Here is a 22,124-nt window from a genome sequence, read left to right on the forward strand (position 1 = left end):
TGAAACAATGTTTTGATAAATTAACACCCGTCTTTTAAAACATATCACTCAGCGACACGCCTCTGGTCCAGCGGCATCGCAGGAAAGAAAGGAGCACTACATGGCTAAAGGCATGCGGGTCAAACTGAATTATCACGTCAGCCACGATCCGGATACCGGGGCGGAAGTCACCCGCTTAACCCCCCCGGAGGTCACCTGTCATCGCAACTACTTCTATCAGAAGTGCTTTTTTAACGATGGCAGCCATTTACTGTTCGCCGGCGAGTTTGACGGCCACTGGAACTACTATCTGCTGAATATCGCCAGCGCCGAGGCCGTCCAGCTAACCGAAGGCGCCGGGGATAACACCTTCGGCGGCTTCCTCTCCCCGGACGATAAGTCGCTTTATTACGTGAAAAATGACCGTATCCTGCTGGAAGTCAACCTGACCACCCTCGCCGAGCGCGAAGTTTATCGCGTTAGCGATGACTGGGTAGGGTATGGCACCTGGGTGGCAAACAGCGATTGCAGCAAACTGGTGGGCATTGAGATTGCCAAAAGCGACTGGACGCCACTCAACGACTGGCAGATTTTCCATGATTTCTTCCATAAAGGACCGCACTGCCGCCTGCTGCGCGTCGACCTGCGCAGCGGTGAGAGCCAGGTGATCCATGAGGAAAAAATCTGGCTGGGACACCCGATCTATCGTCCCTTCGACGACCATACCGTCGCCTTCTGCCATGAAGGGCCGCACGATCTGGTGGACGCCCGCATGTGGCTGGTCAACGAGGATGGCAGCCATGTTCGCAAAGTCAAAGCGCATGCTCCAGGCGAAAGCTGTACTCATGAATTTTGGGTGCCGGACGGTTCGGCGCTGATCTACGTCTCCTATCTGAAAGGCCAGCAGGGGCGGACGATCTATCGCTTTGATCCCGAAAGCGGCGTCAACGAGGCCCTGATGACGATGCCGGCCTGCTCGCATCTGATGAGCAATTTCGATGGCACGCTGCTGGTAGGCGATGGCTCAGGTACACCGGTGGATGTCAAGGATACCGGCGGCTACTTCATTGATAACGATCCCTGGCTGTATGTCTTTAACGTGGCGGAAAAGCGCTACTTCCGCGTCGCGCGCCATGATACCTCGTGGGCGACGGTGGCCAACAGCCGCCAGGTAACGCACCCGCACCCCTCATTTACCCCGGACGATAGCGCCATTCTGTTCAGCTCCGATAAAGACGGTAAACCGGCCATCTATATCGCGAAATTACCCGCACACCCGTCAATGCTGAGCGCCTGATCCACGCCACACTTTTTTCTGTAACTGGCCTTGCCCTCCTTCATGGAGGGCTTTTTTTGTCCCTTCTCTTTCCCCCATAAAAAAACCCCGGCTGACGGCGCCGGGGAAAACAAACGATGAGGGATGAATGGTCGGTCAGAACGAGTAAGCCACCCCAACGCGGAAGCGGGTCTGGCGATCGCTGCGGTCGTTCACCCCGACGTTGCCAATTTCGCCATACGGCGACCAGTTATTATCCAGCTTATAGGCCACCTTCACGTTATATTCCTGCGAGTAGGGTTTATTGTCGTTGCGGCTGACCCCTTCCGAGCTGCGGGCATAGACATAGTTCAGCTCTGTACGCCAGTCGCCGAGGACAAATCCGGCCCACGCGTCGCCGCGGTTAACTTTGTCATCATCTTTGCCGGCGTTGTTCGGATAGCGGGTGTATTCATAGCGATAGCGAGCGGCGACATAGAAGCCGTTGTCGAAGCTGTACTGCGCGTGCAGGTGCGGCTTGTAGATGGAGCGGCTGTCGTTGCTCTCAATGGTAAACCCGGGGGTGAGGAAAAAGTTCGACGTCGCTTTCCAACGCCAGCTGATGGTGTCTTCATGACCATTGCCCACCACGTCCGAATAGGGTTGCGAACCGTTGTCGCCACCCGAACGCCATTTGGCCTCGACGGTAAAGCCTAAGCCGTTGGCAAAGCGGTGAGAAACGGAGACGCGGTCAGCATTACTTTTATCACTCTTTCCGCCATCAATAAATTCATGACGTAAATCTATCGTTACCGCGGTTGCTGCAAAAGACATACCGCAGAGGGCGGCGAGAACCAGAGAGCGTTTTAACATAGGGTACCCTTACAATAAATAAAATGACATTTCGTTTTTATGAAACATCATTTTATTTTTTAGACACCATAGTTTTAGTGACCAGGATCGTAGTTATTTGTTTCAAAAAAGGTGGCACAACAAGACGTGACGAAGCTCAATAATTTCGCCGGGGAGAGTGAAAGAGGGAGGGGAAAAATAAGGGTTCGGCAAAGCACGGCGCATAAAAAAGGCCTCCCGCAGGAGGCCATGGAAATCGAGGTATAGCGCTATGCGCGTTCTACCGCCAGCGCCACGCCCTGACCGCCGCCAATGCACAGCGTCGCCAGACCTTTGCGGGCATCGCGCTTGATCATTTCATGCACCAGCGACACCAGAATCCGGCAGCCGGAGGCGCCGATGGGGTGGCCGAGGGCGATCGCGCCGCCGTTGACGTTGACCCGGCGCTCATCCCACTCCAGTACCCGGCCAACCGAGATCGCCTGAGCGGCAAAGGCTTCATTGGCTTCGATCAGATCGACGTCGTCCAGCCGCCAGCCGGCCCGCTCCAGACAGCGACGGGTGGCATGCACCGGGGCAATGCCCATCAGCGCCGGATCGACGCCGACGCTGGCGAAGGCGCGGATCCGCGCAAGGATCGGCAGCCCCAGCTCCAGCGCTTTAGCCTCGCTCATCATCATTACCGCCGCCGCGCCGTCATTGATGCTTGAGGCGTTGCCGGCGGTCACCGATCCAAGGCGATCGAAGGTGGGCTGCAGGCTGGCCAGCCCTTCCGCGCTGGCATCCACCCGCGGTTGTTCATCGGTATCCACGGTGCGCGCCGCGCCGTTATGCTCGGTGACAACCGGGACGATCTCATCGCGAAAGCGACCGGAATCAATCGCCTTGCGCGCCTTATGCTGTGAGCTGAGCGCCCAGGCGTCCTGCAGCTCGCGACTGATGCCAAATTCCCGGGCCAGGTTTTCCGCCGTGACGCCCATATGATAATCGTTGAAAGCATCCCACAGCCCATCATGCACCAGACTGTCAATCAGCTGGCTGTTGCCCAGCTGGGCGCCGGTGCGGCTGTCGGTAAGCACATGCGGAGCGCGGCTCATATTCTCCTGGCCGCCAGCAATCACCACGTCCGCTTCCCCGCACTGGATCGCCTGGGTAGCGAGGTGCAGAGCCTTCAGGCCGGAACCGCAGACATCGTTAATGGTGATAGCCGATACGGTGTTAGGCAGCCCACCGCGAATAGCGGACTGACGCGCCGGATTTTGTCCGGTCCCCGCGGTCAGCACCTGGCCGAGGATCACCTCATCCACGCTGTGCGGATCGATTCCCGTCTTCTCCACCAGCGCCTTCACCACCACGCTCCCCAGCTCGACGGCTGAATGGCGCGATAATGCGCCCTGAAAGCAGCCAATCGGCGTTCGCAGCGCGCCGACGATCACGACATCCTTCATCCTCTACCCCTGCCCATGCATTTGCGCAAAGAAACAGCGATATACTAGATAATTGTTATCAAAAAACTTTGTAATTGTTTAAAAAAAGTGAAGCCAATCACAAAGAAATAGCTATTCGTTAACGTTCACGCCGCTGCAGATGCTGACGCAGCCAGCTGCCGGCCGCTCCCGGCGGCGCTTTCTTATTCCACAGCAGATCGACTGAAATCGCCCGCGGCCAGCCGGGGATATCGAGCGCCACCAGCCCGCCCTGCGGCGCAAACTCCGCCACCAGCGCGCTGGGCAGAATGCACCAGCCGAACCCCTGCGCCGCCATGCTGAGCAGCAGCAGGTAGTTTGGCGCCGACCAGACCTGGCCTGCGGCAGGTTCGGTGGCGCTGGCCAGAAAGGTGCTCAAACGCAGCTCGCGCCAGCTGCGCAGCTCATCCCAGGCGACCTTACCCTGCGCCGCCAGCGGATGGCCAGGGGCTACATAAATGCCCATCGCCGTCTGCAGCGGCAGGCGGGTGCTGCCGATATCGGTGGGGTAGCGCTCCCTCGCCTCAATCAGCCCCACCTGGGCGCGGGATTTTTGCAGGAGATCGATCACATCCTCGTCTTCGCCAATCAAACACTCAAACTCGGTATGAGGAAAGCGGCGGTCAAACTGCACCAGCAGATCTTCCAGCACGTCCGGGTGCAGAGTATCGGAGAGCACGAAGGTCAGCCGCGGCTCCGTCTCGCCGGACAGCGACACAGCCAGTTCGTCCAGCCGCTCGCTGGCGGCAAGAATCGCTTTGACATAGCTCAGCACCTGCTCCCCCTGCGGGGTCAGCGTCGGTTGCCGCGTTGCCCTGTCAAAGAGGATTACGCCGAGATCGGCCTCCAGATTGGCGATGGCGGTACTGATCGTCGACTGACTTTTCCGCAGGCGGCGGGCGGCGGCGGAGAACGATCCGCTGTCGACCGCCTCGACAAAGGCGGTTAAGGCTTCCGGTGAATAACGCATGATGTATCTACAATATCGATGGGTCCTATCTTTTGTTTATCATATTTTTCCATAAACTGCCGGGTAATTTCCTGTTCAGGCTAAAACTGGAGGTAGCTCGCCATGCAACAGACCCCACATCAGCGCAAGACGCTCACCGAACGCGTTATCCACGCCATCACCTTCGAAGGACTGGCGACGCTGATCCTCGCCCCTACCGCCGCCTGGCTGATGCAGCGCTCGGTAGTGGAGATGGGCGGACTGAGCATTCTGCTCGCCACCCTGGCGATGGTATGGAACATTATCTATAACGCGGCGTTCGATCGCCTGTGGCCGGTCTCCCGCTTCCCCCGCCAGCTGAAAGTACGCGCCCTGCACGCGCTCGGTTTCGAAACCGGATTCGTCATCATTGGCGTCACCATGGTGGCGATCGTGCTGGGCGTCTCGCTGCTGCAGGCGTTTATGCTGGAGATCGGTTTTATGCTTTTCTTCCTGCCCTACACCATGGCCTTTAACTGGGTATGGGACACCCTGCGCGAGCGCGTTATTCGTCACCGCCGCCCGCGCCAGACGGCGCGCGGTTAATCCCGGCGCGGATCTTCGACGATCCGCCGCGACTTTATCACCAAAAACTATCGCAACAGACGAACCATAAATATGGTAAATTGCACTCCTTTTTTTTGGTTTGACGGTTGATAAAGTCGCATAATGTCTAAAATTTGGTCTAAAGAAGAAACTCTATGGAGTTTTGCCTTATATGGCACTGCAGTAGGCGCTGGGACGCTATTTCTACCGATCCAGCTGGGTTCGGCTGGCGCCATTGTGCTGTTCATCACCGCGCTGGTCGCCTGGCCGCTCACTTACTGGCCCCACAAAGCGCTGAGCCAGTTTATTCTCTCGGCCAATATCGCGCCGGGAACCGGGATCACCGGCGCAGTTAATCACTACTATGGTAAGAAAATTGGCAACCTGATCACCGGCCTCTATTTCCTTGCCTTCTTTGTGGTGGTGCTCATCTACGCCGTGGCCATCACCAACTCGCTGGCCGAACAGGTGGCGCATCGCACGCCGATGACCCCAGGGCTGCGTGCGCTGCTGAGTCTGGGGGTCGTGCTGGTCCTCAACCTGATCTTTCTCATGGGACGACAGGTCACCATCAAGGTGATGGGCTTTCTGGTCTTCCCGCTTATCGCCTGTTTCCTGTTTCTCTCCCTCTATTTAATCCGCGACTGGCATCCGGAGCATCTCACCAGCCAGATGCAGTTCAGCCCGCAGACGCTCCACCAGGTCTGGATCTCTATTCCCGTGATGGTTTTCGCTTTTAGCCATACGCCGATCATCTCGACTTTTGCTATCGATCAGCAGGAGAAACACGGCGACCTGGCCATGGGTAAATGCAAAAAAATCATGAAGGTGGCCTACACCATCATCTGCGCCAGCGTGCTGTTTTTTGTCTTCAGTTGTCTGCTGGCGATCCCGGCAACCTATATAGAGACCGCCCGCGATCAGGGGGTGACTATCCTCTCCGCCCTGTCGATGGTGCCAGGCGCGCCGGGATGGCTGGCGGTGACCGGCATCATCGTCGCCGTCGTCGCTATGTCGAAATCGTTTCTCGGAACCTACTTCGGAGTGATTGAAGGCGCCAGCGAAATCGTCAAAAGCTCGCTGGGCCTGCTGGGCGTGCGTAAGAGCCGCGCTTTCAACCGCGCGATGTCGATCCTGCTGGTCTCCGCCTTCACTTTTGCGGTGTGCTTTATCAACCCGAATGCGATCTCAATGATCTACGCTATCAGCGGACCGCTTATCGCCATGATCCTGTTTATCATGCCCACGCTGTCGACATGGCTCATTCCGGCGCTGAAGCCGTACCGCTCGGTGGGTAACGCCATTACGCTGGTGGTTGGCCTGCTCTGCGTGTCGGTGATGTTCTTCGGCTAATCCCCTCTGGCGACAGCGGCTGCCGAGCTGCTGTCGCACATTCTGACAATATTCTCCCCCTTGCCTTCCTTGTGAGCGGATTACACTTACGGCTTAGCCACCGTGAGGAGAGTTCTTATGTCCAGTGTCACCTTATCCGGTCGCGGCACGCTCGGCGATCGCCAGGTCTATCGCTTAGGTTACGGCGCGATGCAGCTGGCCGGCCCCGGTGTTTTCGGCCCGCCCAAAGATCCTGAAGAAGCGGTGCGCGTACTACAGGCCGCCGTCGAGGCCGGGATAAACCATATCGATACCTCTGATTTCTACGGTCCACATGTCACCAATCAGTTGATCCGCAAAGCGCTCCACCCCTACCCTGACGATCTGTGCATTGTCACCAAGGTCAGCGCCCGCCGTGACGAGAAAGGCAACTGGCTACCGGCCATGTCGCCCGCCGAACTGACCCAGGCCGTTGAAGACAATTTGCGTCACCTGGGGCTTGAGGTACTGGAAGTGGTTAATCTGCGCAGTATGCTGAGCCCGCACGGCCCGGTGGAGGGTTCGCTGGAGGCGCCACTCGCCACCCTGCTGGAACTGAAAGAGCGAGGATTAATCCGCCATATCGGCCTCAGCAACGTGACGGCAAAGCAGGTCGCGGATGCGCAGAAAATGACGCCCATCGTCTGCGTGCAAAATCTTTATAACGTTGCCCATCGCGCCGACGACGCGCTGGTGGATGCGCTGGCCGCCCAGCACATCGCCTGGGTGCCCTTTTTCCCGCTGGGCGGTTTTACGCCGTTGCAGGCGCAGGAGTTGAACGAGGTCGCGGCTTCGCTTGAGGCGACGCCGATGCAGGTCGCCCTCGCCTGGCTGCTCCAGCGAGCGCCAAATATTCTGCTGATCCCCGGCACCTCCTCCCGCACGCACCTCGCGGAAAATATTGCCGCTGCCGAGCTGGTCCTGCCCGCGGAAGCGCTGCGCACCCTCGATAATATCGCCACCGCCGCGCGCCGCTGACCTGCCAGACAAAATGGAGGGAACCCTATCCCTCCTCAATATTTGCCTGGAAAAACCTCACCGCTACTGGCACTATAGATCCTACAAATGGGGCGTGATCGACGATCGTTCTCTCATTATCCCCGTTAATTAAACTTAAGTTTTTATCCTTCGACCGGTCTCCAGCTTGGAGGCCGTTGTCGTTTTTGTCATGACCAAAATTCGAAACTCTTGATTACAGGAAATACAATATCAAATTCCAAGTTTATACATATCAATCTGGCTGCAAAGATAGTCAATAACATCAAACGCTCATAAAAACATCTGATTAACCCAATCAGAATGTTGCTATTGCTATAAGAAAAATCAAACGCCTCACGACAACTATTTACAAGGGATGCATATGACAGAGGGAACGATAAAGACCAGTAAGTATGAAATTATTGCTATTTTCAGAGAGGAGTTGCGCAAACGTACTGAAATTGAAATATTTTTTAACAACACCAGTATCATAACCCAACTGACGCGCGTGGACTTTGCCGAGTTTCATATTCAGACCCATCGCAAAATCCCGTCCGGGCATAAAATTCGCTTTCTCCTGCATAGCGATTCAGGGAAAATAGAGTTTAATGCGGCCCTGACAAAACATGACAATAGCGGTGTCGATAAAGGTATCCGCTACGCTTTTTCATTGCCTGAATGCCTGCAGGTAGTGCAGCGTCGCCGCGATCCCCGCTTTCGTTTACGCCATGAGCATGACTTTTATTGCCGCGGCCGCCATAAAAACGGCGAAAACTATCTTTTCGATATCAAAGACATTTCAGATGGCGGTTGCGCATTGATGACCAAAACGCCGAATCTTAAATTCCTCAGCCATAACGCCTTACTGAAAAACGCCGTACTGATGCTTGCAGAATATGGCGAGATCACCATCGACCTGGTGGTCAAAAATGTCATTGTTATCACCCTGGATAACGCTAATGAAGAGAGTGAGAGCTACTATCAGATATCCTGCCAGTTTAAGTTCCGCCATCTCGATGACCAGCGCAGAATAGAGAAGATACTGCTGGACCTGATCTTAGAAGCCAAGCGCAAAAAGAGAATCTGACAACCTTGGACAGTATATTGCTGTACACCAATGACAATCTCATTGGTCACTCAATCTATCACTACCTTATTGATAGCCATGAAAATGCCACCCGACTGAGTTATGCCGATGTCATCCATGAGAAACATCTGCCACTGGCCCAGACGATTATTTTCAATTTAATTAATAAGGATATTTCTGCCATCAGAATCGTCGATCTGCTGAATGCGCTCCGCCTTTCCCTGCTGCGCTGCCAGCAGCCGGTGCTAATGGTGAAAAGCGACATTGTCGGGCTGTGCAGAGAGTTGATAAACTTTGACAACGCTATGATTATTAGTGAGAAATCTCCGCTAACTCTTTTTTCATCTATCGTCCAGCGCGCCAAAGGCGTCAGCGAACTGCCGCCGCGAGGATTGCGCAAACAGCTTTCACCACGGGAGTGTCAGATCCTCGAACTGCTCATTGCCAACAATAATAATAAGCGTATTGCCGCCCTGCTCGGCATTGCTCATAAAACGGTTCATAGCCACCGCATCCATATCATGCAAAAACTGGGTATTGATAATTCCCGCACTATGAATCAGCGTATTGCCGCTCTCCATCAATGCTAAATGTTCTCCCGGTAAATCAGTAGCGGATAAAGCGTACTTATTCGCTGTTGATTTACATTTCCCGCCATTCCCATTAATCATCAGGTAGCCTATAATTAATGTATCCTCTGCCTATTGTCTGACTAACCTCGTGAAGAGGGATAATGAACACTAAAATATTCGAAGACAACATTTTATCTCGTAATGATATCGCTGTACGCTACGTCTTTCAGAAAATGTTTTCCCCACAAGGTACTCTGGTCGCGGTGGAATGCTTAAGCCGCTTTGATAATCTTTCTATTTCCCCCGAAGATTTTTTCCGCCATGCTACCGCCGCCGTTCGTGAACGTATTTTTCTCGAACAACTGGCACTGATTGAAAAGCATAAAGCCTGGTTTTTACGTAACCATATTTCCGCAACAATTAACGTTGATGACCATATCCTTAACCTGTTGCGCCAGAAGGATATAAAAGCCAAAATCGCCGCCCTGACCTGCGTCCATTTCGAGGTAACCGAAAACGCCGAGAATCTGCTGCATAATTCTCTTGCCGCCTGGCAGAGCCCACAGGATACCTCACTGTGGCTCGACGACTTCGGCTCCGGCTACGCGGGAATTAACGCTATTCGCGGTTATCACTTTGACTATGTGAAAATTGATAAGGATTTTTTCTGGCACCTGATGCGCAAAGAGTCCGGCCGCCAGCTGATGGATGCGCTGGTGACCTTTTTATCGCGCAACCATCATAATGTGATTATTGAAGGTGTCGAAAGCGAAGCCCATAAAGAATGGCTGCAGGGAATGGAGTGGTTTGCTATCCAGGGACATTACTGGCGGGAAGTCAGTATTGAACAACTGGTCGCCGATGATATTGCCATGTAAACAAAGCCGGGAATTCCCGGCTTTTTAACGTCACTTAATTATAAACTAATTCCCACGTTGCCCAGCTGGTAATCGGCCCGCTGGTGGCGCTTTTCGGCGTTGGCGAAACATAGCCAACGTAATAGGTGAACAGGCCGCCGCTGACCGCGCTTTCCTGCAAACGCACCTGATTTTGCTGCGGGTCCGCCGGGACAATTTTATTACTCTTATCCAGCGTATTATTATCGTTAGTCGATAGCGCCAGATAAATATTCTGCGCTCCATCCGGCAAGGTATTGGCCAGATACCCGGCGTTTTCGTTACCGACCGCCGTCAGTAAAAAACCATCGACCCAGCGCACGCTGACCCGACGCACCTCATCCTGCGAGGCTGCCCCACCATCATGGCGCAGCTGGCAGTTTGACAGTGCCAGGGTAAACGGCTGCGGTTTCATAAACGCCCCGGCCCCGCGATCGTGGACTTCCGCCAGGCTGACCGGCGCCAGCCAGACATTACCGCTGCCGGCATGCTGGCCGCCGTTTAGCGCGACGCTACAGGAAATATCCGTCACCCGCCCGGCAAAATCGACCCGCCCGCGATCGTAATTGGTCTCAAAACCCCACGCCGAGGGGGCGGCGAGGCTGCCGCAAAATAGCAGCCACGCGATAGTGTTTTTCGGCAATCCCTTCATTCCCCCTCCCGTATTAATCGTACGTCAGGTTAAAGATCATATGCGACTCCACCTCGCCGGTGCTGGTCGTCGGGCCATACTGATAAAAACGCGCGTGCAGCGGTATGGTGATGTAGCGGGTCTCCTGATTATTCAAGCGGCCGACGGTGTATTTCTTATTAAACTGCAGCGGGGAGCCATCCTTCAGCACCTGGATGCCAATGCCTTTCGCCATCCCGCTGCCGGCTTTTTCATTCAGCAAGGCGCCCATGGTGGCGGTAGTGCTGGTGGCCAGGGTACCGGAGAACGAGGTGCTAATGTTGGCATATCCCGTTTCACTCAGGCCGCCGCTGCACTGCAGGTCGATATTAAAATCCTTCCCGCCGGCGGTGGTGCCGACCCCTTTCAGGTCGGTGCGCCGGATGGAACCCACATCGACATTCATATTTTTCCCGCTCAGCACCGAACAGGAGGGCGAGACCACGGTGATGGCGTTGGCGCTCAGATAGGTTTCGAGGATCGGGTTACCGCCGCTCTCCCAGTCGTAGGAGGTGTACTTACCCGCCGCCAGGGTGCCGCTGCCGGTGGTTGCCGCGGTTTTGATAATCTCCAGCGTAAAGCGCGACCCTTCGAGGGAATAGTTGGTGGTGTTATATACCCGGGACGAAAAGACGTCGGGATAGACGATATTTACCGTTGCGCCGCCGCGGCTGAAACGCATGCCGATTCCCGGCACGTTGGTGGAGTAGATTTTATTTCCAAGGTCCGTGGCCCCTGGCGACACGATCTTCGCCGCAAAGCGGTTGGTGCCGGAAGTACAGCGATAGCTTGCCCCGCCGGGAGCGCTCATCGTCCAGTCGCGGGTAAGGATCACCGAGCCCACCGGCAGATCCGGGGGCACCACCACCCTGCCCACCACCATGTCCAGCATCACCGTTGGCGATGAGAGACGCGTACAGGAGGCCCAGGACGAGGTGGTTCCCAGCGCCATTAAGACGATAAAAAGCGTTAGTAATTTCCTCAGCGACATACGCTATCCTTTGTTGTTTGCTGTCCCAGATCCACCGAACACTGCCCGCCGCTCCACTTCACAATCGCGCGTTTGGCGTTCGCATCGCTGATAAACATCATGCTGCCCTGGCCGACAACGCCGATCTCCTTGCCGTCGGGGGAGAAAATACTTGCCGCAAACGGCAACGGCTCGTGGTTCGCCTGGCGCGCCTGCAGGGTGAGGTTGTTCTGCACCTTAGTGCCGAACGCGACCTTAACCACGCTGCCTTCCCACGGCACAACCTGCGCCACGGTGCGATCGAAGGCCACGTCGTCATGGCTGCCTTTCGGGTCGATTTCCACGGCGTTAATCCGGTACGGGCGCAGATACGGCAGGATGGCGTAACCATTGCTGTCCACACGGGTGCCCGGCGATCCCGGAAGCATCGCGCCGGCCGCATCTTTGGCTTCAATCAGGGCCATCGTCGAGCCGCTTTCCGGTGAGAGCACCACGCCGCCGCTGTGGGCGATCATCGTCCCGCTGGCGCCAATGCCGCTCTGACGATAGCCTTCGCCCTGGCTGTAGCTGCCGTTGAGGGTGGTCCATGGCGTACGGTAGCTGCCGTTGAGCGCCACATCATGCTGACCGCCGGTGGCGGTGGTGGTCGACACGCCGTAGTTAAGGTTGTTTTCACTGTCCAGCGAACCGTTGATACCAATCTGCGAGCTGGCAAAGCGCGAGTTATTGAACGAGGTGTTCGACGTCAGGTTGGCGGTGCGGTTATCGCCAAACCACAGCGGGTAGCTGAAGTTGAGTGAAATACGATCGTCGCGACGATGACCGGAGCTGTCTGGCGTATAGACGCGCTGCGCGCTCGCCGACCAGGAGAGACGACCAAATGAATTGTTGTAGCTGACCTGATACTGCTTCTCGGTCCCGGAGCGGTTCCAGTAATCGGAGATACGGCCGCTGAGATAAAACCCGCCCCAGCCGTCCGGCAGGTTCTGGTTCACCGTGAAGGTCATGCCGTTTTTTTGCCGCCACAGGGTGTAGTTGCTGCGACTATTTTTTTCCTGATCGACGGCGTACAGCGCGTCGTTGAGGTTGTAATAACCTTTCGTCGAGTAGCGATACGCCGCCAACACGATGCTGGTCTGGGTATCGGTAAACATGCGGTTAAAGGTCGCGCGATAGCTCTGACCCGAGTCATCATGGGCATCGCTCTTCAACCGCGAATGGGTGACGTCAAAAGAGAGCGCGCCGATGCCGGTGTTCATCCCTGTCCCCACCAGGAAGGCCTGATAGTCGTCAAAACCGGTGACCCCGGTGTAGCCGGTCAACAGATTGTTGATCCCGTGCTGCCAGGTCGCCTGATAGAGCATCGGCTTGTTGCGCAGCGCGCTGTCGTCCACTTTACCGGCGGAGAGCGCGTAGCGGGTCATTCCCGGACGCAGCAGCTGGGCGACGGAAGCGTAAGGCACGCTAAACACTTCTACCGAGCCATCCGCTTCTTTCACCGAGACCTCAAGATCGCTGCCATAGCCGGAAGGATAGACATCCTGCAGGGTAAACGGTCCGGGCGGAACGGTGGTCTGATAGATAATATTGCTGCCCTGACGCACGGTGACGAGGGCGTTGCTCTGCGCCACGCCGCGAATTTCCGGAGCATACGAGCGCATGCCGTCCGGGAACATATTGTCATCGGTGGAAAGATTAACCCCGCGCAGACCGATGGTGTCGAAAAATTCACCATTGGTGAAAATCTGCCCGCCGCTGACGATGGAGTTGAGCTGTGGGATAGGGCGCTGGAGATAGGTCTGGTTGCTGTTCCAGTGCGCTTTACCCTGCTGCTGTTGCCAGTTCAGGTTGCCGATGTGCTTCAGCAGCCAGCCGTCCCACGACAGTCCGGCGTTGACGCCCAGATAGGCGCTGCTGTTATCCGACCCGCCCACCGAAGAGGTATGGCTGTTCCAGGCGTTCGCCATCCAGCCAAGATTGAGCGCGGTAATACCTTTGTCCCAGAACTCCGGGCTGACATAGTTTTTCAGGCGTTGATCTTCATAGATCTGCGGTACCGAAATGTTCAACCGCAGGGAGGACTGGACCAGGTTGTCTTTGACGTTTTCTTCGTTGCGCCAGGATTTGAGGCTACCGCAGTAGCCCTCCTGCTCGCTCAGCTGCGGATTGAGCTTTTCCGCCGCGATGCCATATTGGGCCAGCATCGCTTTGGTGTAGCAGACGCCCAGCCGACCATCTTTATCGCGCGCGATGCGTAAATCGTAGCGCCCTTTCCACTCGTCGTTGGTGTAGACGTCAAGGGAGTAAGTGCCTTCGGTAATCGCGCTGGTCGAAAAGCGCGACAGATCGACCTTTTCGCGACTGCCGACAATAAAGCCGTCGTTAAACTGATATACCGTTCCCGGGTTTTCCTGTCCGCTGGAAAATGGCGGAAAGCAGCACAGCGCGATGGCGATCGCGGTGCTTAATCTTCCCGGGCAGAATGACCTCTGCTTCATTAGCTTTTCCCTTATTTAACGGCCACTTTCACTGCGACATCGGCGCCATAGTCATTAATGTTGTTAACGGTCAGGGTTTCGCCGCGGTTGACGGCGGAGGAGAGCGCCACCGTCTGGCTGGACTGCGGCGCCAGCATCACGGTTTTGCTGTTCAGGGCTTTACCGCCGTCGCGGGAAATACGGCTGACGGTAATGTAGAACGGCGTCGGGTTGTTGATGGCGAGACTACTGCCGCTGGCGGTCAGGGTCAGCTTCTCGGCCGCCGCATCGCGGTTGCCCAGTCCGGCAGGACGATAAATAAATTTAAAGCGCGAACGGATCGCCAGCTGCAGCACGTTCTGGCCTTCATTTTTCTGATTGGCCACCACCGGCGGAATTTCCAGCAGATTCAGCCACCACAGCGTCTCTTTATCTTTCGCCAGACCGGCGCTGCTACCGAGCTTAATACGCAGCGTCTGGCCGCTCTTGGCGTCAACGCGCGAAATCGGCGGGGTGATAATAAACGGGGTGGTAATGGTATCCGGTGTGGCATCGGCATCGCCGTTATCCAGCCAGGCCTGCGCCAGCGCCGGACGGTCGGCGTTATTTGAAAGCTGTACCGTTATTTCTTTTTCATTTCCTGGATAAATAAAGCGGGTACCGTTAACAATAATATTGTTGGCATGGGCCGCAAAACTAAAAATGAAACAGAAAAAAAGGGCAATACGCTTCATGCTGACCTCAGAATAAAAATACAAGCGGCGGACATTGCCGCTTTATTATTGTTATTAACTGCCCCATCGCGGGGCAGTTTTATTTTCTGACGGAATTACTGGTAAGTAATTTCGTAAGTCGCGTAGCTGTTAACCACACCGGTGGTTACCGTGGTCGGCGCGCTGGTGGCGTAGCCTACGTAGTAGGTGAAACGCGCGCCATCAGCTACAGCGGAAGCGTCGCCTTTCGCTTTCGGCTGAGTGCTGTCACCCGGGATGATTTTGTTGGTCAGCGCGGTAGCGTTGTCAGTAGACAGCACCAGCTGGATGTTCTGAGCACCGGAAGCTTCGGTGTTCGCCAGGTAGCCCTGTTGTTTGCTGGTTGCGCCAGCCAGCAGGTTACCGCCGGTCCAGTTCACGCCCAGTTTGCTTACGTCATCCTGTTTAGTGCCATCAGCAGCCTGGCAGTTAGAGACGTCAATGGTGAAAGATTTCGGTTTCAGGTAAGTATCCGCTGCTGCCGCTTTAACTTCAGTCAGGGTTACCGGAGACAGGTAAACGTTCGCATCGCTGCCCTGGCCGTTAACGGAAACAGTACAGGATACATCGGTAACTTTACCGAAGAAATTAACCTGGCCGCCGCCAACAGTGGTATCAGCTGCATGGGCAGCAGTCATGCCAAAAAACGCGGTTGCCATTGCTGCAGAGAGAAGAACCTTTTTCATTGCCATTTCCTTGTCAGAGTGAATTACGAATCAATGAGCACACTGTGAATTCGCATAGAACCAGAAACATCAGGCGATGCTGATTTATGCCACTGCTAATAGAATCTTCGACTGACCGGGAGCCGCAATATTTAAGGCGTCAGGTAACGAACCTAAAAATATAAGTTCGCTGGTGCTATCGGCGTCAAAGAATGCTATTTATTCGCCGACAAATATACATTTGTTCACGTTTCATTAAGTTATATAACAGATAACCATCGACTATTAATAAACAGTCATTGATAGATGAAAACGCGAGGGTGGTTGTTTACAGCGCAGCAAGCCTAACGCCAGAGCGAGAGAAAGTGACCGCAACAGCATGCAGAAAAAGCCCTCGGAAGGCCATCGCGATAAGTCTGAATCTGCCTTTGCGGTGGTGAAAACAGCACCAAACCATTCACACAACGAATGGTGAAAGCATGAATGAGGCGCATTCCTCTCCCTGAACAAGGGCAGCCCATGTGATATCCCCTTCCAGAAATAAATCATTAATTCATTGTTTTTAAATTAAAAAATAGATAAACGATCATGTTTTCGCCATCAAACCGCCATAAAAATGTGATCTAAATCGCACTTTTTGCCACGCGAGTTATAGTTAGCAGGCTTATTATAAGTCCATCGAAAGCAAACATGCTTTCCACCATAAAAGTTAAAAGGACAAACACCATGAAAAACGTAAAATTACTCGCCGCTGCCGGTATGCTCTCCCTGGTCTCTTTCGCTAGCTTCGCTCATCCGGTGAGCGTGACAGCAGACACCCTGGACAGCGCAGAAGCGAAAATCGCAACCATTGCGAAAGAACAAGGCGCTTCCTATCACATTACCGAAGCGTACACCGGCAACCAGGTCCATATGACCGCCGAGCTGTCTAAATAAGCGAATGGTTGCAGAGGGAGCTGCCGGACAGGCCGCCTGCGGGTGGCTGGTCTGGCTCCCGCCGCCCACCCCGCACGCAGCAATGTCGAGCCCCGTTACGGGGCTTTTTCGTTTTTGCTCCCGCCGCCTGACGCGCCAGCGCGCGCTGGATAGACATCACGCTCGCCAGCACCACGATCAATCCCATCAGCGCCATCCCCTGGATCTTTTGTCCGAGGAATATCCATCCCAGTACCACGGCGGTCACCGGGCTCAGCAGACTCATCGCCGACACGGCCACCGGTGAGAGGCGGCCAATCCCCCGAAACCACAGGCCATAGGCCAGCATGGCGCCCGCCAGGCACAGCCACAGATAGCCGGCCGCCTGCAGCACTGTTACCTGATGCAAAGGAGGGTCAACGATCAGCGCCACCGGGGCCAGCACCACCCCACCGATCGTCAGCTGCCAGCCGGTCAGCGCGACGATCGGCAGGGAGAGCGCCCAGCGCCGGGAGAGCCAGGTGCCGAGCGCCATACTGATCGCCCCGAGAAACGCCGCGCCGATGCCCAGCGGGTCGAGGACGGTGTGCGGCGACAGCAGCAGCATGGCCATACCGAGTATGCCGGCGATGGCGGAGAACACCGCCAGCCAGGGCGAGCGCTGCCGGTCGACACACCAGGCGAGGAGCATCACCAGCAGCGGCTGGATCGCGCCGATCACCGCCGCCAGCCCGCCGGGTAAGCGATAGGCGGCGATGAACAACAGCGCCTGAAACGCGCCGATATTTAAGATGCCGGTAACGATCAGCTTTGCCCATTCGCCGCGTTGCGGAAAACGACGGCTCCAGATCAGCAGGGCGATACCTGCCGGCAGCACCCTCAGCAGCGCAGCAATAAATGGGCGGTCAGGGGGCAGAAACTGGGAGGTGACGATGTAGGTCGTCCCCCAGATAGCGGGCGCCAGCGCGGTGAGCAGCAGGTCGAGAATCAGATTACGTGAGAGAAAAGCCATGATTTTATCTTCACTTCAAGGTAAATTAGTGAGTGAAGTATGTACCGCCAAGTATCTTGATATCAAGACAAGTGAGCACTAATGGACAAATCACCGCCGATCGACGCCGTGGATCGCATCCTCGCCCAGTGGCAGCGGGAGCGGCCAGACCTCGACTGCAGCCCCATGGGGCCGATAGGTCGCCTGAAACGATGCGCTATGCTGCTGGAGCCGCAGGTGGAAGTGGCCTTTACGCGCCACGATCTGGTGCGCTGGGAGTTTGACATGCTGGCGACGCTGCGGCGCGCCGGAGCGCCTTTCGTACTTTCGCCCACCCAGCTCTTCTCCACGCTGATGATTACCTCCGGCACCATGACCCATCGTCTGAAGGCGCTGGAGAAACGCGGGTTTATTACCCGCCTGCCCAATCCGGAGGATGCCCGCAGTATGCTGGTCGCCCTGACTTCCGCCGGACGCGAACGGATCGATGCCGCAGTGGAAACCCACGTCGACAACGAACGGCAACTGCTGGCAGGACTCAGTGACGGTGAACGCCAGCAGTTGGATCAGGCGCTGCGGGTGTTGATGCGACTGCTGGAAACGGGCTAACAGCCAGCGGCGATAAAGTCGCCGTTGGCGCTGATCGGCACCACGGTGAAAAACAATCCCACGGCAAAGAGGATCAGCGCCAGACCGCCGAGGATCTTCACCAACGGTACCAGCCAGGGCCGCGGGCGGTGATTCGTGGCCAATCGTTTGACCGTCCGATGGCGCGCATAGTGAACCAGTAGCGACAGACCGAGGATCGAGAGCGCGGTGCCCAGCGCCATGCTCATCACCGCGGCGATGCCCCAGCTAACAATCCCCAACGCGTTGGCGAATAATAAAATCATAATCGCCCCGCTACAGGGCCGAACGCCGATAGCCAGCACCACGCCAAGGCGCGTCTTCCAGTCAGCGCCCTGCAGATCCTGCCCCACGCCGTGATGGCCGCAGCCACACGAGGCGTCATGCTGATGCGCTGGCGTCAGACGGCGAATCACCTGTTTTGCCGGCCACAGGCTTTGCAGAGCGCGAAAGATAACATAAGCCCCAAAGACGCCGATGGTCAGGGCGCTGATCTTCTCGACGTACCAGCGGCTGGCGCTAAGATCGCCGGCGGCCAGATTCAGCCCCACCGCAAGAATAAAGACGAAGAGTATCGCAGTGACGCCCTGCAACAGGCTGCCGAGAAAGGGCACCACCCGCGCCGCCGTCAGGCTCTCCTGATTGGTGCTCAGGTAGGTCGTCACGATAAATTTACCGTGTCCCGGTCCGACGGCGTGCAGCACGCCATAGAGAAAGGCCCCCACCAGCAACCAGATACCGCCGCTGTACTGATGGTTATTCAGCAACAGAAGGTACATCACCAGATAGCGATGCAGGGTAATTTGGGTGGCGAGACACCACTGGAGAAAGTCACCCCAGTGGCTGTGCAAGGTGATAGCGGCGGCCAGCAGTAGAAGGCCGCCGCACCCGGCCGCCAGCAGGCGCCAGTCGCGGAGCGCAATCGGAGTCGTCATCGTTATACCATTGTAGTAAACGTAAACCGCCTGACAGCAACTTTACGACAGGCGAGCGAAGGTGTCAGCGCTGAAGGGTGAGGAATTTGTCGAAGCTGTTCACGGGATTGTTCGTAGTCACCAGGCTCCGCATTATCTACCGATCGCTATCTTCCCGACACCGTATTAGCACAGAATGCCTCAATATCTTGAGCATACCACAGCTATATCTTTTTATGCGTTATTGGTTACCAATACCTTTTAACAGGAATAATTACTCAAAAAATCACAGATAAAAATAAATAAGTTATTTCTTGGCGAGCATTTTTTGTCAGTTATTATGCTGCGCTTCCGGCAACAATATCCTTTAACTGCTATTTATTGCACTCTTCAGCAGGATCACTTCCATGAAAAGAGGCTTACTTACCCTGGTTACTGCTGCCATCGCTTTCCGTACAGGCCACCTGGCGCAGCGACAAGCGCCAGGAGGCACGTGACGAAAAGTGGTGAACCGGCAGGCTTCGGCGTATCCTGGATGTGAGTCCTTCCCGCGCCGAAGCGAGTATTCCAACCCGCCGCCAGACCGTGTCGCAATACTTACCTGTCCTCTTCTACCTCCCATTGATATCTTCCTGTATACGTTGACCGTGACGAGTTTTCATTTCATTCAACCGCATGTACCAGATTAAGCTTACCCGTTGAAATACGGCGTAATGTGCTCTATTACAGACAATGCTATTATCACCAGGCTTTTTGCAGTATGGTTTAATCACTGTTGTAGTTTTGCAGTGAATGCTATCCAGACGACTTAAGGTTGTATTTTGTCTGAGAAATTTCTCATGCCATTCCCGAAGGTTGTCGGCGAGGGAGGCTGGTTTACTGGGGTGACATTGCCCAGTAGACAGGCAATCAATCATGACGGCATTGATAGCCGCCTTGCCGTGGCCGGAAGCCCAAGCCTTCATCATCATGCGGGTATCATCAAGAGGATCAGGGATGTACAGGACGTGGAAACCCCCAGGAAAGATTCATCAGTTCAGCCAGCTCACCCTTTCTTTACCCTTCAGATCGCGGCCTCTTATCGTTAGCAATGGAGCTAGCCCATGATACCGCTCGCGCTCGTAGCAAATTAAAACGTTATCACCACGCTGTTTCAAAATAAAAAGGCAGTCAAATTTAACAATGACCTGACGCAGGCTCGGAAAACCAAAAATATGCCTGCAATAAAAGGGAAAACCATGACGAATAACGCCGACATAAAAAAAAGGAACTTCCTGACTCAGAATGAAATTGAGTCTTTACTTAAAGCGGCCGATACCGGTCCTTATGCTGCACGTAATTATTGCCTGACGTTACTGTGCTTCATCCATGGTCTGCGCGCCAGCGAGATCTGTCGTCTACGAATATCGGATATCGACCTTGCTGCCCGATGTGTTTACATCCATCGGCTTAAAAAAGGGTTTTCGACTACCCACCCGTTGCTGGATAAAGAGATCTACGCCCTAAAGCGCTGGCTGGCCATTCGCAGCAGCTGGCCGCAGGCCGCCAGCGAATGGCTGTTTCTCTCCCGCAAAGGTAATCCCCTTTCCCGCCAACAGTTTTATCAGATTATCGCGTCCTCAGGGGGACTGGCGGGGCTGCCACTGGAGATCCACCCGCACATGCTGCGGCACTCCTGTGGCTTTGCGTTGGCGAATATGGGGATCGATACCCGCTTGATACAGGATTATCTCGGGCATCGCAATATCCGCCACACCGTCTGGTATACCGCCAGCAATGCGGGACGCTTCTATGGCATCTGGGACAACCCCCGTGACAAACAGCGATCGTCACTGATCCAATAGCCTTGACGCCATGGATGGCGTTGTATCGCGAGCGGTCGACAAATTAAAATATTCATGATTATTAACCCTGCGTTAATTAGGATTACTGTTCCCACAAGTTCTTATTTAATCCTTATGACTGAGAGTTAATATAACCCTGCGTTTACTCAGGAATAAGACTGGGTATTTATTGGTGGGAAAAAATTTCCGCGGCTGTGTTTTTAATAACGGCTGGTAATGAAAAATATCCTTTCATTTTATATACCTGGCGGCAACCCGCGCAGATACTATTGAGCCGATGATTAAAATCTTTAAAATTAAGAATTATCACCCGACGATATTTTTAGTGTCTGGCAATGTAATATGTTATCAATTCGTGATTAATCATCTTCACCCTGTACCGTTTTAGCATTACAGAACCTTTCTCGTCATGGCGTATGGTTTCGCTGTGACGGTCATTCATACCTATTTTCAGGAGCAACTATTGTGAACCGACGTCGTTTTCTAACCGCCAAAGAAGTTCAGGCCATGATGCAGGCTGCTCGTCAGGGCCCTACCGGCGAACGGGACTACTGCCTCATTCTGCTGGCCTTTCGCCATGGCATGCGCATTAGCGAACTGCTGGATCTGCATTATCACGATCTGGATCTCCATGAAGGGCGGATTAATGTGCGGCGATTAAAGAATGGTTTTTCGACGATTCATCCACTGCGTTTTGATGAGCGCGAGGCGATTGAGCGCTGGAGCCTGGTCCGTGCCGGCTGGAAAGCGGCGGACAAAACGGACGCACTGTTTATCTCCCGCCGCGGCACCGCGCTCTCCCGCCAGCAGGCGTATCGTATTATTCGCTCCGCCGGGGAAAATGCGGGTACCGTCACGCACACTCACCCCCATATGCTGCGTCACGCCTGCGGCTATGAACTGGCTGAAAGAGGGACAGATACGCGTTTGATACAGGATTATCTAGGACATCGCAATATTCGTCACACAGTACGTTACACCGCCAGTAATGCGGCACGTTTCGCTGGCATCTGGGAAAGAAATAATCTTTTAGAGGAAAAAGACCAGAAGACGAAAAATGAAATAACAGATTGATTTTAAAGAATTAAAAAAATAACGAACAGGTCAATTGGGGCCAAACTGTTTATATCATAAAAATGTTTTGACATATTTTGCAACTCACCGCGCCATATTTCCGCAAAAAAAATCATATCCCATTGATTATTATCTATTTTTAAACCTGCAATTACTCAATTTTCTCTAACCATATCTCTGCTGCACCGGCGATCCGTCGCCAACGCCATCGCTATTCCTTTCGCACCCCCTCCCA

The 22,124-nt window shown here is 54.7% G+C and carries 21 protein-coding genes and 1 pseudogene; 12 read left to right on the plus strand and 10 right to left on the minus strand.

Annotated features, from left to right (window positions below; all coding sequences use genetic code 11):
• The first annotated feature begins 100 nt into the window (after positions 1-100).
• Entirely contained in the window at positions 101-1,276 is a 1,176-nt protein-coding gene (locus tag BHE81_RS14525) for an oligogalacturonate lyase family protein (RefSeq protein ID WP_023342617.1), read from the plus strand.
• Between the two features lie 135 nt (positions 1,277-1,411).
• On the opposite strand, the gene ompK26 is transcribed toward BHE81_RS14525, so the two are convergent.
• The 3 genes from ompK26 to BHE81_RS14540 form a co-directional block, all read right to left on the minus strand.
• Entirely contained in the window at positions 1,412-2,107 is a 696-nt protein-coding gene (gene ompK26 / locus BHE81_RS14530) for a KdgM family porin OmpK26 (protein ID WP_002916050.1), read from the minus strand.
• A 248-nt stretch (positions 2,108-2,355) separates the two neighbouring features.
• Positions 2,356-3,534: an acetyl-CoA C-acetyltransferase gene (locus BHE81_RS14535; protein ID WP_002916052.1), complete on the minus strand. Its 1,179-nt coding sequence runs from the start codon at positions 3,532-3,534 to the stop codon at positions 2,356-2,358.
• A 118-nt stretch (positions 3,535-3,652) separates the two neighbouring features.
• A complete protein-coding gene (locus tag BHE81_RS14540) occupies positions 3,653-4,522 on the minus strand; it encodes a LysR family transcriptional regulator (protein ID WP_002916055.1) in 870 nt (289 codons plus the stop codon).
• 102 nt (positions 4,523-4,624) lie between these two features.
• Between BHE81_RS14540 and BHE81_RS14545 the strand changes: the two genes are divergently transcribed.
• The 6 genes from BHE81_RS14545 to mkrJ all read left to right on the plus strand — a co-directional run bounded on the left by BHE81_RS14545 (position 4,625) and on the right by mkrJ (position 9,972).
• The gene (locus BHE81_RS14545; RefSeq protein WP_002916056.1) at positions 4,625-5,086 is read left to right on the plus strand and encodes a multidrug/biocide efflux PACE transporter; all 462 of its coding nucleotides are present in this window, start codon (positions 4,625-4,627) and stop codon (positions 5,084-5,086) included.
• A 123-nt stretch (positions 5,087-5,209) separates the two neighbouring features.
• Positions 5,210-6,439 carry an amino acid permease gene (locus BHE81_RS14550; protein ID WP_002916058.1) on the plus strand — a complete coding sequence of 410 codons (1,230 nt, stop codon included), beginning with the start codon at positions 5,210-5,212 and terminating at the stop codon, positions 6,437-6,439.
• A gap of 117 nt (positions 6,440-6,556) precedes the next feature.
• Entirely contained in the window at positions 6,557-7,435 is an 879-nt protein-coding gene (locus tag BHE81_RS14555) for an aldo/keto reductase family oxidoreductase (protein ID WP_002916061.1), read from the plus strand.
• Between the two features lie 382 nt (positions 7,436-7,817).
• Complete coding sequence (gene mrkH, locus BHE81_RS14560; protein WP_004152886.1) at positions 7,818-8,522, plus strand: transcriptional activator MrkH; 705 nt, start codon at positions 7,818-7,820, stop codon at positions 8,520-8,522.
• A 17-nt stretch (positions 8,523-8,539) separates the two neighbouring features.
• Complete coding sequence (gene mrkI / locus BHE81_RS14565) at positions 8,540-9,112, plus strand: transcriptional regulator MrkI (RefSeq protein WP_002916079.1); 573 nt, start codon at positions 8,540-8,542, stop codon at positions 9,110-9,112.
• 143 nt (positions 9,113-9,255) lie between these two features.
• A complete protein-coding gene (gene mkrJ, locus BHE81_RS14570; RefSeq protein WP_004149658.1) occupies positions 9,256-9,972 on the plus strand; it encodes a phosphodiesterase MrkJ in 717 nt (238 codons plus the stop codon).
• 34 nt (positions 9,973-10,006) lie between these two features.
• Here the strand turns inward: mkrJ and mrkF are convergent, their stop codons facing one another.
• The 5 genes from mrkF to mrkA form a co-directional block, all read right to left on the minus strand.
• Entirely contained in the window at positions 10,007-10,642 is a 636-nt protein-coding gene (gene mrkF, locus BHE81_RS14575; protein ID WP_002916122.1) for a type 3 fimbria minor subunit MrkF, read from the minus strand.
• 13 nt (positions 10,643-10,655) lie between these two features.
• Positions 10,656-11,651: a type 3 fimbria adhesin subunit MrkD gene (mrkD, locus tag BHE81_RS14580; RefSeq protein WP_004149659.1), complete on the minus strand. Its 996-nt coding sequence runs from the start codon at positions 11,649-11,651 to the stop codon at positions 10,656-10,658.
• Positions 11,642-14,128: a type 3 fimbria usher protein MrkC gene (mrkC, locus tag BHE81_RS14585; protein WP_000813718.1), complete on the minus strand. Its 2,487-nt coding sequence runs from the start codon at positions 14,126-14,128 to the stop codon at positions 11,642-11,644. Before mrkC ends, mrkD begins: the two co-directional genes overlap by 10 nt.
• A gap of 11 nt (positions 14,129-14,139) precedes the next feature.
• On the minus strand, positions 14,140-14,841 hold the full coding sequence (mrkB, locus tag BHE81_RS14590) for a type 3 fimbria chaperone MrkB (protein WP_000820818.1): 702 nt from the start codon (positions 14,839-14,841) through the stop codon (positions 14,140-14,142).
• Positions 14,842-14,936: 95 nt separating this feature from the next.
• A complete protein-coding gene (gene mrkA, locus BHE81_RS14595) occupies positions 14,937-15,545 on the minus strand; it encodes a type 3 fimbria major subunit MrkA (RefSeq protein WP_002916128.1) in 609 nt (202 codons plus the stop codon).
• Positions 15,546-16,250: 705 nt separating this feature from the next.
• Between mrkA and BHE81_RS14600 the strand changes: the two genes are divergently transcribed.
• Positions 16,251-16,460 (plus strand): DUF1471 domain-containing protein, encoded by a 210-nt coding sequence (locus BHE81_RS14600; RefSeq protein WP_002916131.1) that lies wholly within the window; start codon positions 16,251-16,253, stop codon positions 16,458-16,460.
• A 103-nt stretch (positions 16,461-16,563) separates the two neighbouring features.
• Here the strand turns inward: BHE81_RS14600 and BHE81_RS14605 are convergent.
• Positions 16,564-17,451, minus strand: a pseudogene (locus BHE81_RS14605) (EamA family transporter); the annotation flags it as partial.
• Between the two features lie 81 nt (positions 17,452-17,532).
• On the opposite strand from BHE81_RS14605, the gene BHE81_RS14610 reads away from it, so the two are divergent.
• Positions 17,533-18,039: a MarR family winged helix-turn-helix transcriptional regulator gene (locus tag BHE81_RS14610; protein ID WP_002916184.1), complete on the plus strand. Its 507-nt coding sequence runs from the start codon at positions 17,533-17,535 to the stop codon at positions 18,037-18,039.
• On the opposite strand, the gene BHE81_RS14615 is transcribed toward BHE81_RS14610, so the two are convergent.
• Positions 18,036-18,992, minus strand: coding sequence for a nickel/cobalt transporter (locus BHE81_RS14615; RefSeq protein ID WP_021440688.1), 957 nt, complete (start codon positions 18,990-18,992; stop codon positions 18,036-18,038). The two genes, BHE81_RS14610 and BHE81_RS14615, sit on opposite strands and share 4 nt — an antisense overlap.
• Positions 18,993-19,810: 818 nt before the next feature.
• Here BHE81_RS14615 and BHE81_RS29030 point away from each other — a divergent pair.
• The 3 genes from BHE81_RS29030 (at position 19,811) to fimE (ending at position 21,889) form a co-directional block, all read left to right on the plus strand.
• Positions 19,811-20,059, plus strand: a complete 249-nt coding sequence (locus BHE81_RS29030) for a hypothetical protein (protein ID WP_004144011.1) — start codon at positions 19,811-19,813, stop codon at positions 20,057-20,059.
• 150 nt (positions 20,060-20,209) lie between these two features.
• Positions 20,210-20,815, plus strand: coding sequence for a type 1 fimbria switch DNA invertase FimB (gene fimB / locus BHE81_RS14625; RefSeq protein ID WP_004151951.1), 606 nt, complete (start codon positions 20,210-20,212; stop codon positions 20,813-20,815).
• Between the two features lie 465 nt (positions 20,816-21,280).
• Positions 21,281-21,889 carry a type 1 fimbria switch DNA invertase FimE gene (gene fimE, locus BHE81_RS14630; RefSeq protein WP_040166276.1) on the plus strand — a complete coding sequence of 203 codons (609 nt, stop codon included), beginning with the start codon at positions 21,281-21,283 and terminating at the stop codon, positions 21,887-21,889.
• Positions 21,890-22,124 lie beyond the last annotated feature (235 nt).

Origin of the sequence: Klebsiella sp. AqSCr, from assembly GCF_008452795.1 — a bacterium.
GTDB classification, from domain to species: Bacteria; Pseudomonadota; Gammaproteobacteria; order Enterobacterales; family Enterobacteriaceae; genus Klebsiella; species Klebsiella pneumoniae.

Coding starts and splice junctions, on each gene's coding strand:
- BHE81_RS29030 (WP_004144011.1), top strand. CDS start 19,811: ATGCCATTCCCGAAGGTTGTCGGCGAGGGAGGCTGGTTTACTGGGGTG.
- fimB (WP_004151951.1), top strand. CDS start 20,210: ATGACGAATAACGCCGACATAAAAAAAAGGAACTTCCTGACTCAGAAT.
- BHE81_RS14550 (WP_002916058.1), top strand. CDS start 5,210: ATGTCTAAAATTTGGTCTAAAGAAGAAACTCTATGGAGTTTTGCCTTA.
- mrkF (WP_002916122.1), bottom strand. CDS start 10,642: ATGAAGGGATTGCCGAAAAACACTATCGCGTGGCTGCTATTTTGCGGC.
- ompK26 (WP_002916050.1), bottom strand. CDS start 2,107: ATGTTAAAACGCTCTCTGGTTCTCGCCGCCCTCTGCGGTATGTCTTTT.
- mrkD (WP_004149659.1), bottom strand. CDS start 11,651: ATGTCGCTGAGGAAATTACTAACGCTTTTTATCGTCTTAATGGCGCTG.
- BHE81_RS14525 (WP_023342617.1), top strand. CDS start 101: ATGGCTAAAGGCATGCGGGTCAAACTGAATTATCACGTCAGCCACGAT.
- mrkB (WP_000820818.1), bottom strand. CDS start 14,841: ATGAAGCGTATTGCCCTTTTTTTCTGTTTCATTTTTAGTTTTGCGGCC.
- mrkC (WP_000813718.1), bottom strand. CDS start 14,128: ATGAAGCAGAGGTCATTCTGCCCGGGAAGATTAAGCACCGCGATCGCC.
- BHE81_RS14535 (WP_002916052.1), bottom strand. CDS start 3,534: ATGAAGGATGTCGTGATCGTCGGCGCGCTGCGAACGCCGATTGGCTGC.
- mkrJ (WP_004149658.1), top strand. CDS start 9,256: ATGAACACTAAAATATTCGAAGACAACATTTTATCTCGTAATGATATC.
- BHE81_RS14555 (WP_002916061.1), top strand. CDS start 6,557: ATGTCCAGTGTCACCTTATCCGGTCGCGGCACGCTCGGCGATCGCCAG.
- mrkH (WP_004152886.1), top strand. CDS start 7,818: ATGACAGAGGGAACGATAAAGACCAGTAAGTATGAAATTATTGCTATT.
- mrkA (WP_002916128.1), bottom strand. CDS start 15,545: ATGAAAAAGGTTCTTCTCTCTGCAGCAATGGCAACCGCGTTTTTTGGC.
- BHE81_RS14600 (WP_002916131.1), top strand. CDS start 16,251: ATGAAAAACGTAAAATTACTCGCCGCTGCCGGTATGCTCTCCCTGGTC.
- BHE81_RS14615 (WP_021440688.1), bottom strand. CDS start 18,992: ATGACGACTCCGATTGCGCTCCGCGACTGGCGCCTGCTGGCGGCCGGG.
- BHE81_RS14545 (WP_002916056.1), top strand. CDS start 4,625: ATGCAACAGACCCCACATCAGCGCAAGACGCTCACCGAACGCGTTATC.
- BHE81_RS14540 (WP_002916055.1), bottom strand. CDS start 4,522: ATGCGTTATTCACCGGAAGCCTTAACCGCCTTTGTCGAGGCGGTCGAC.
- BHE81_RS14610 (WP_002916184.1), top strand. CDS start 17,533: ATGGACAAATCACCGCCGATCGACGCCGTGGATCGCATCCTCGCCCAG.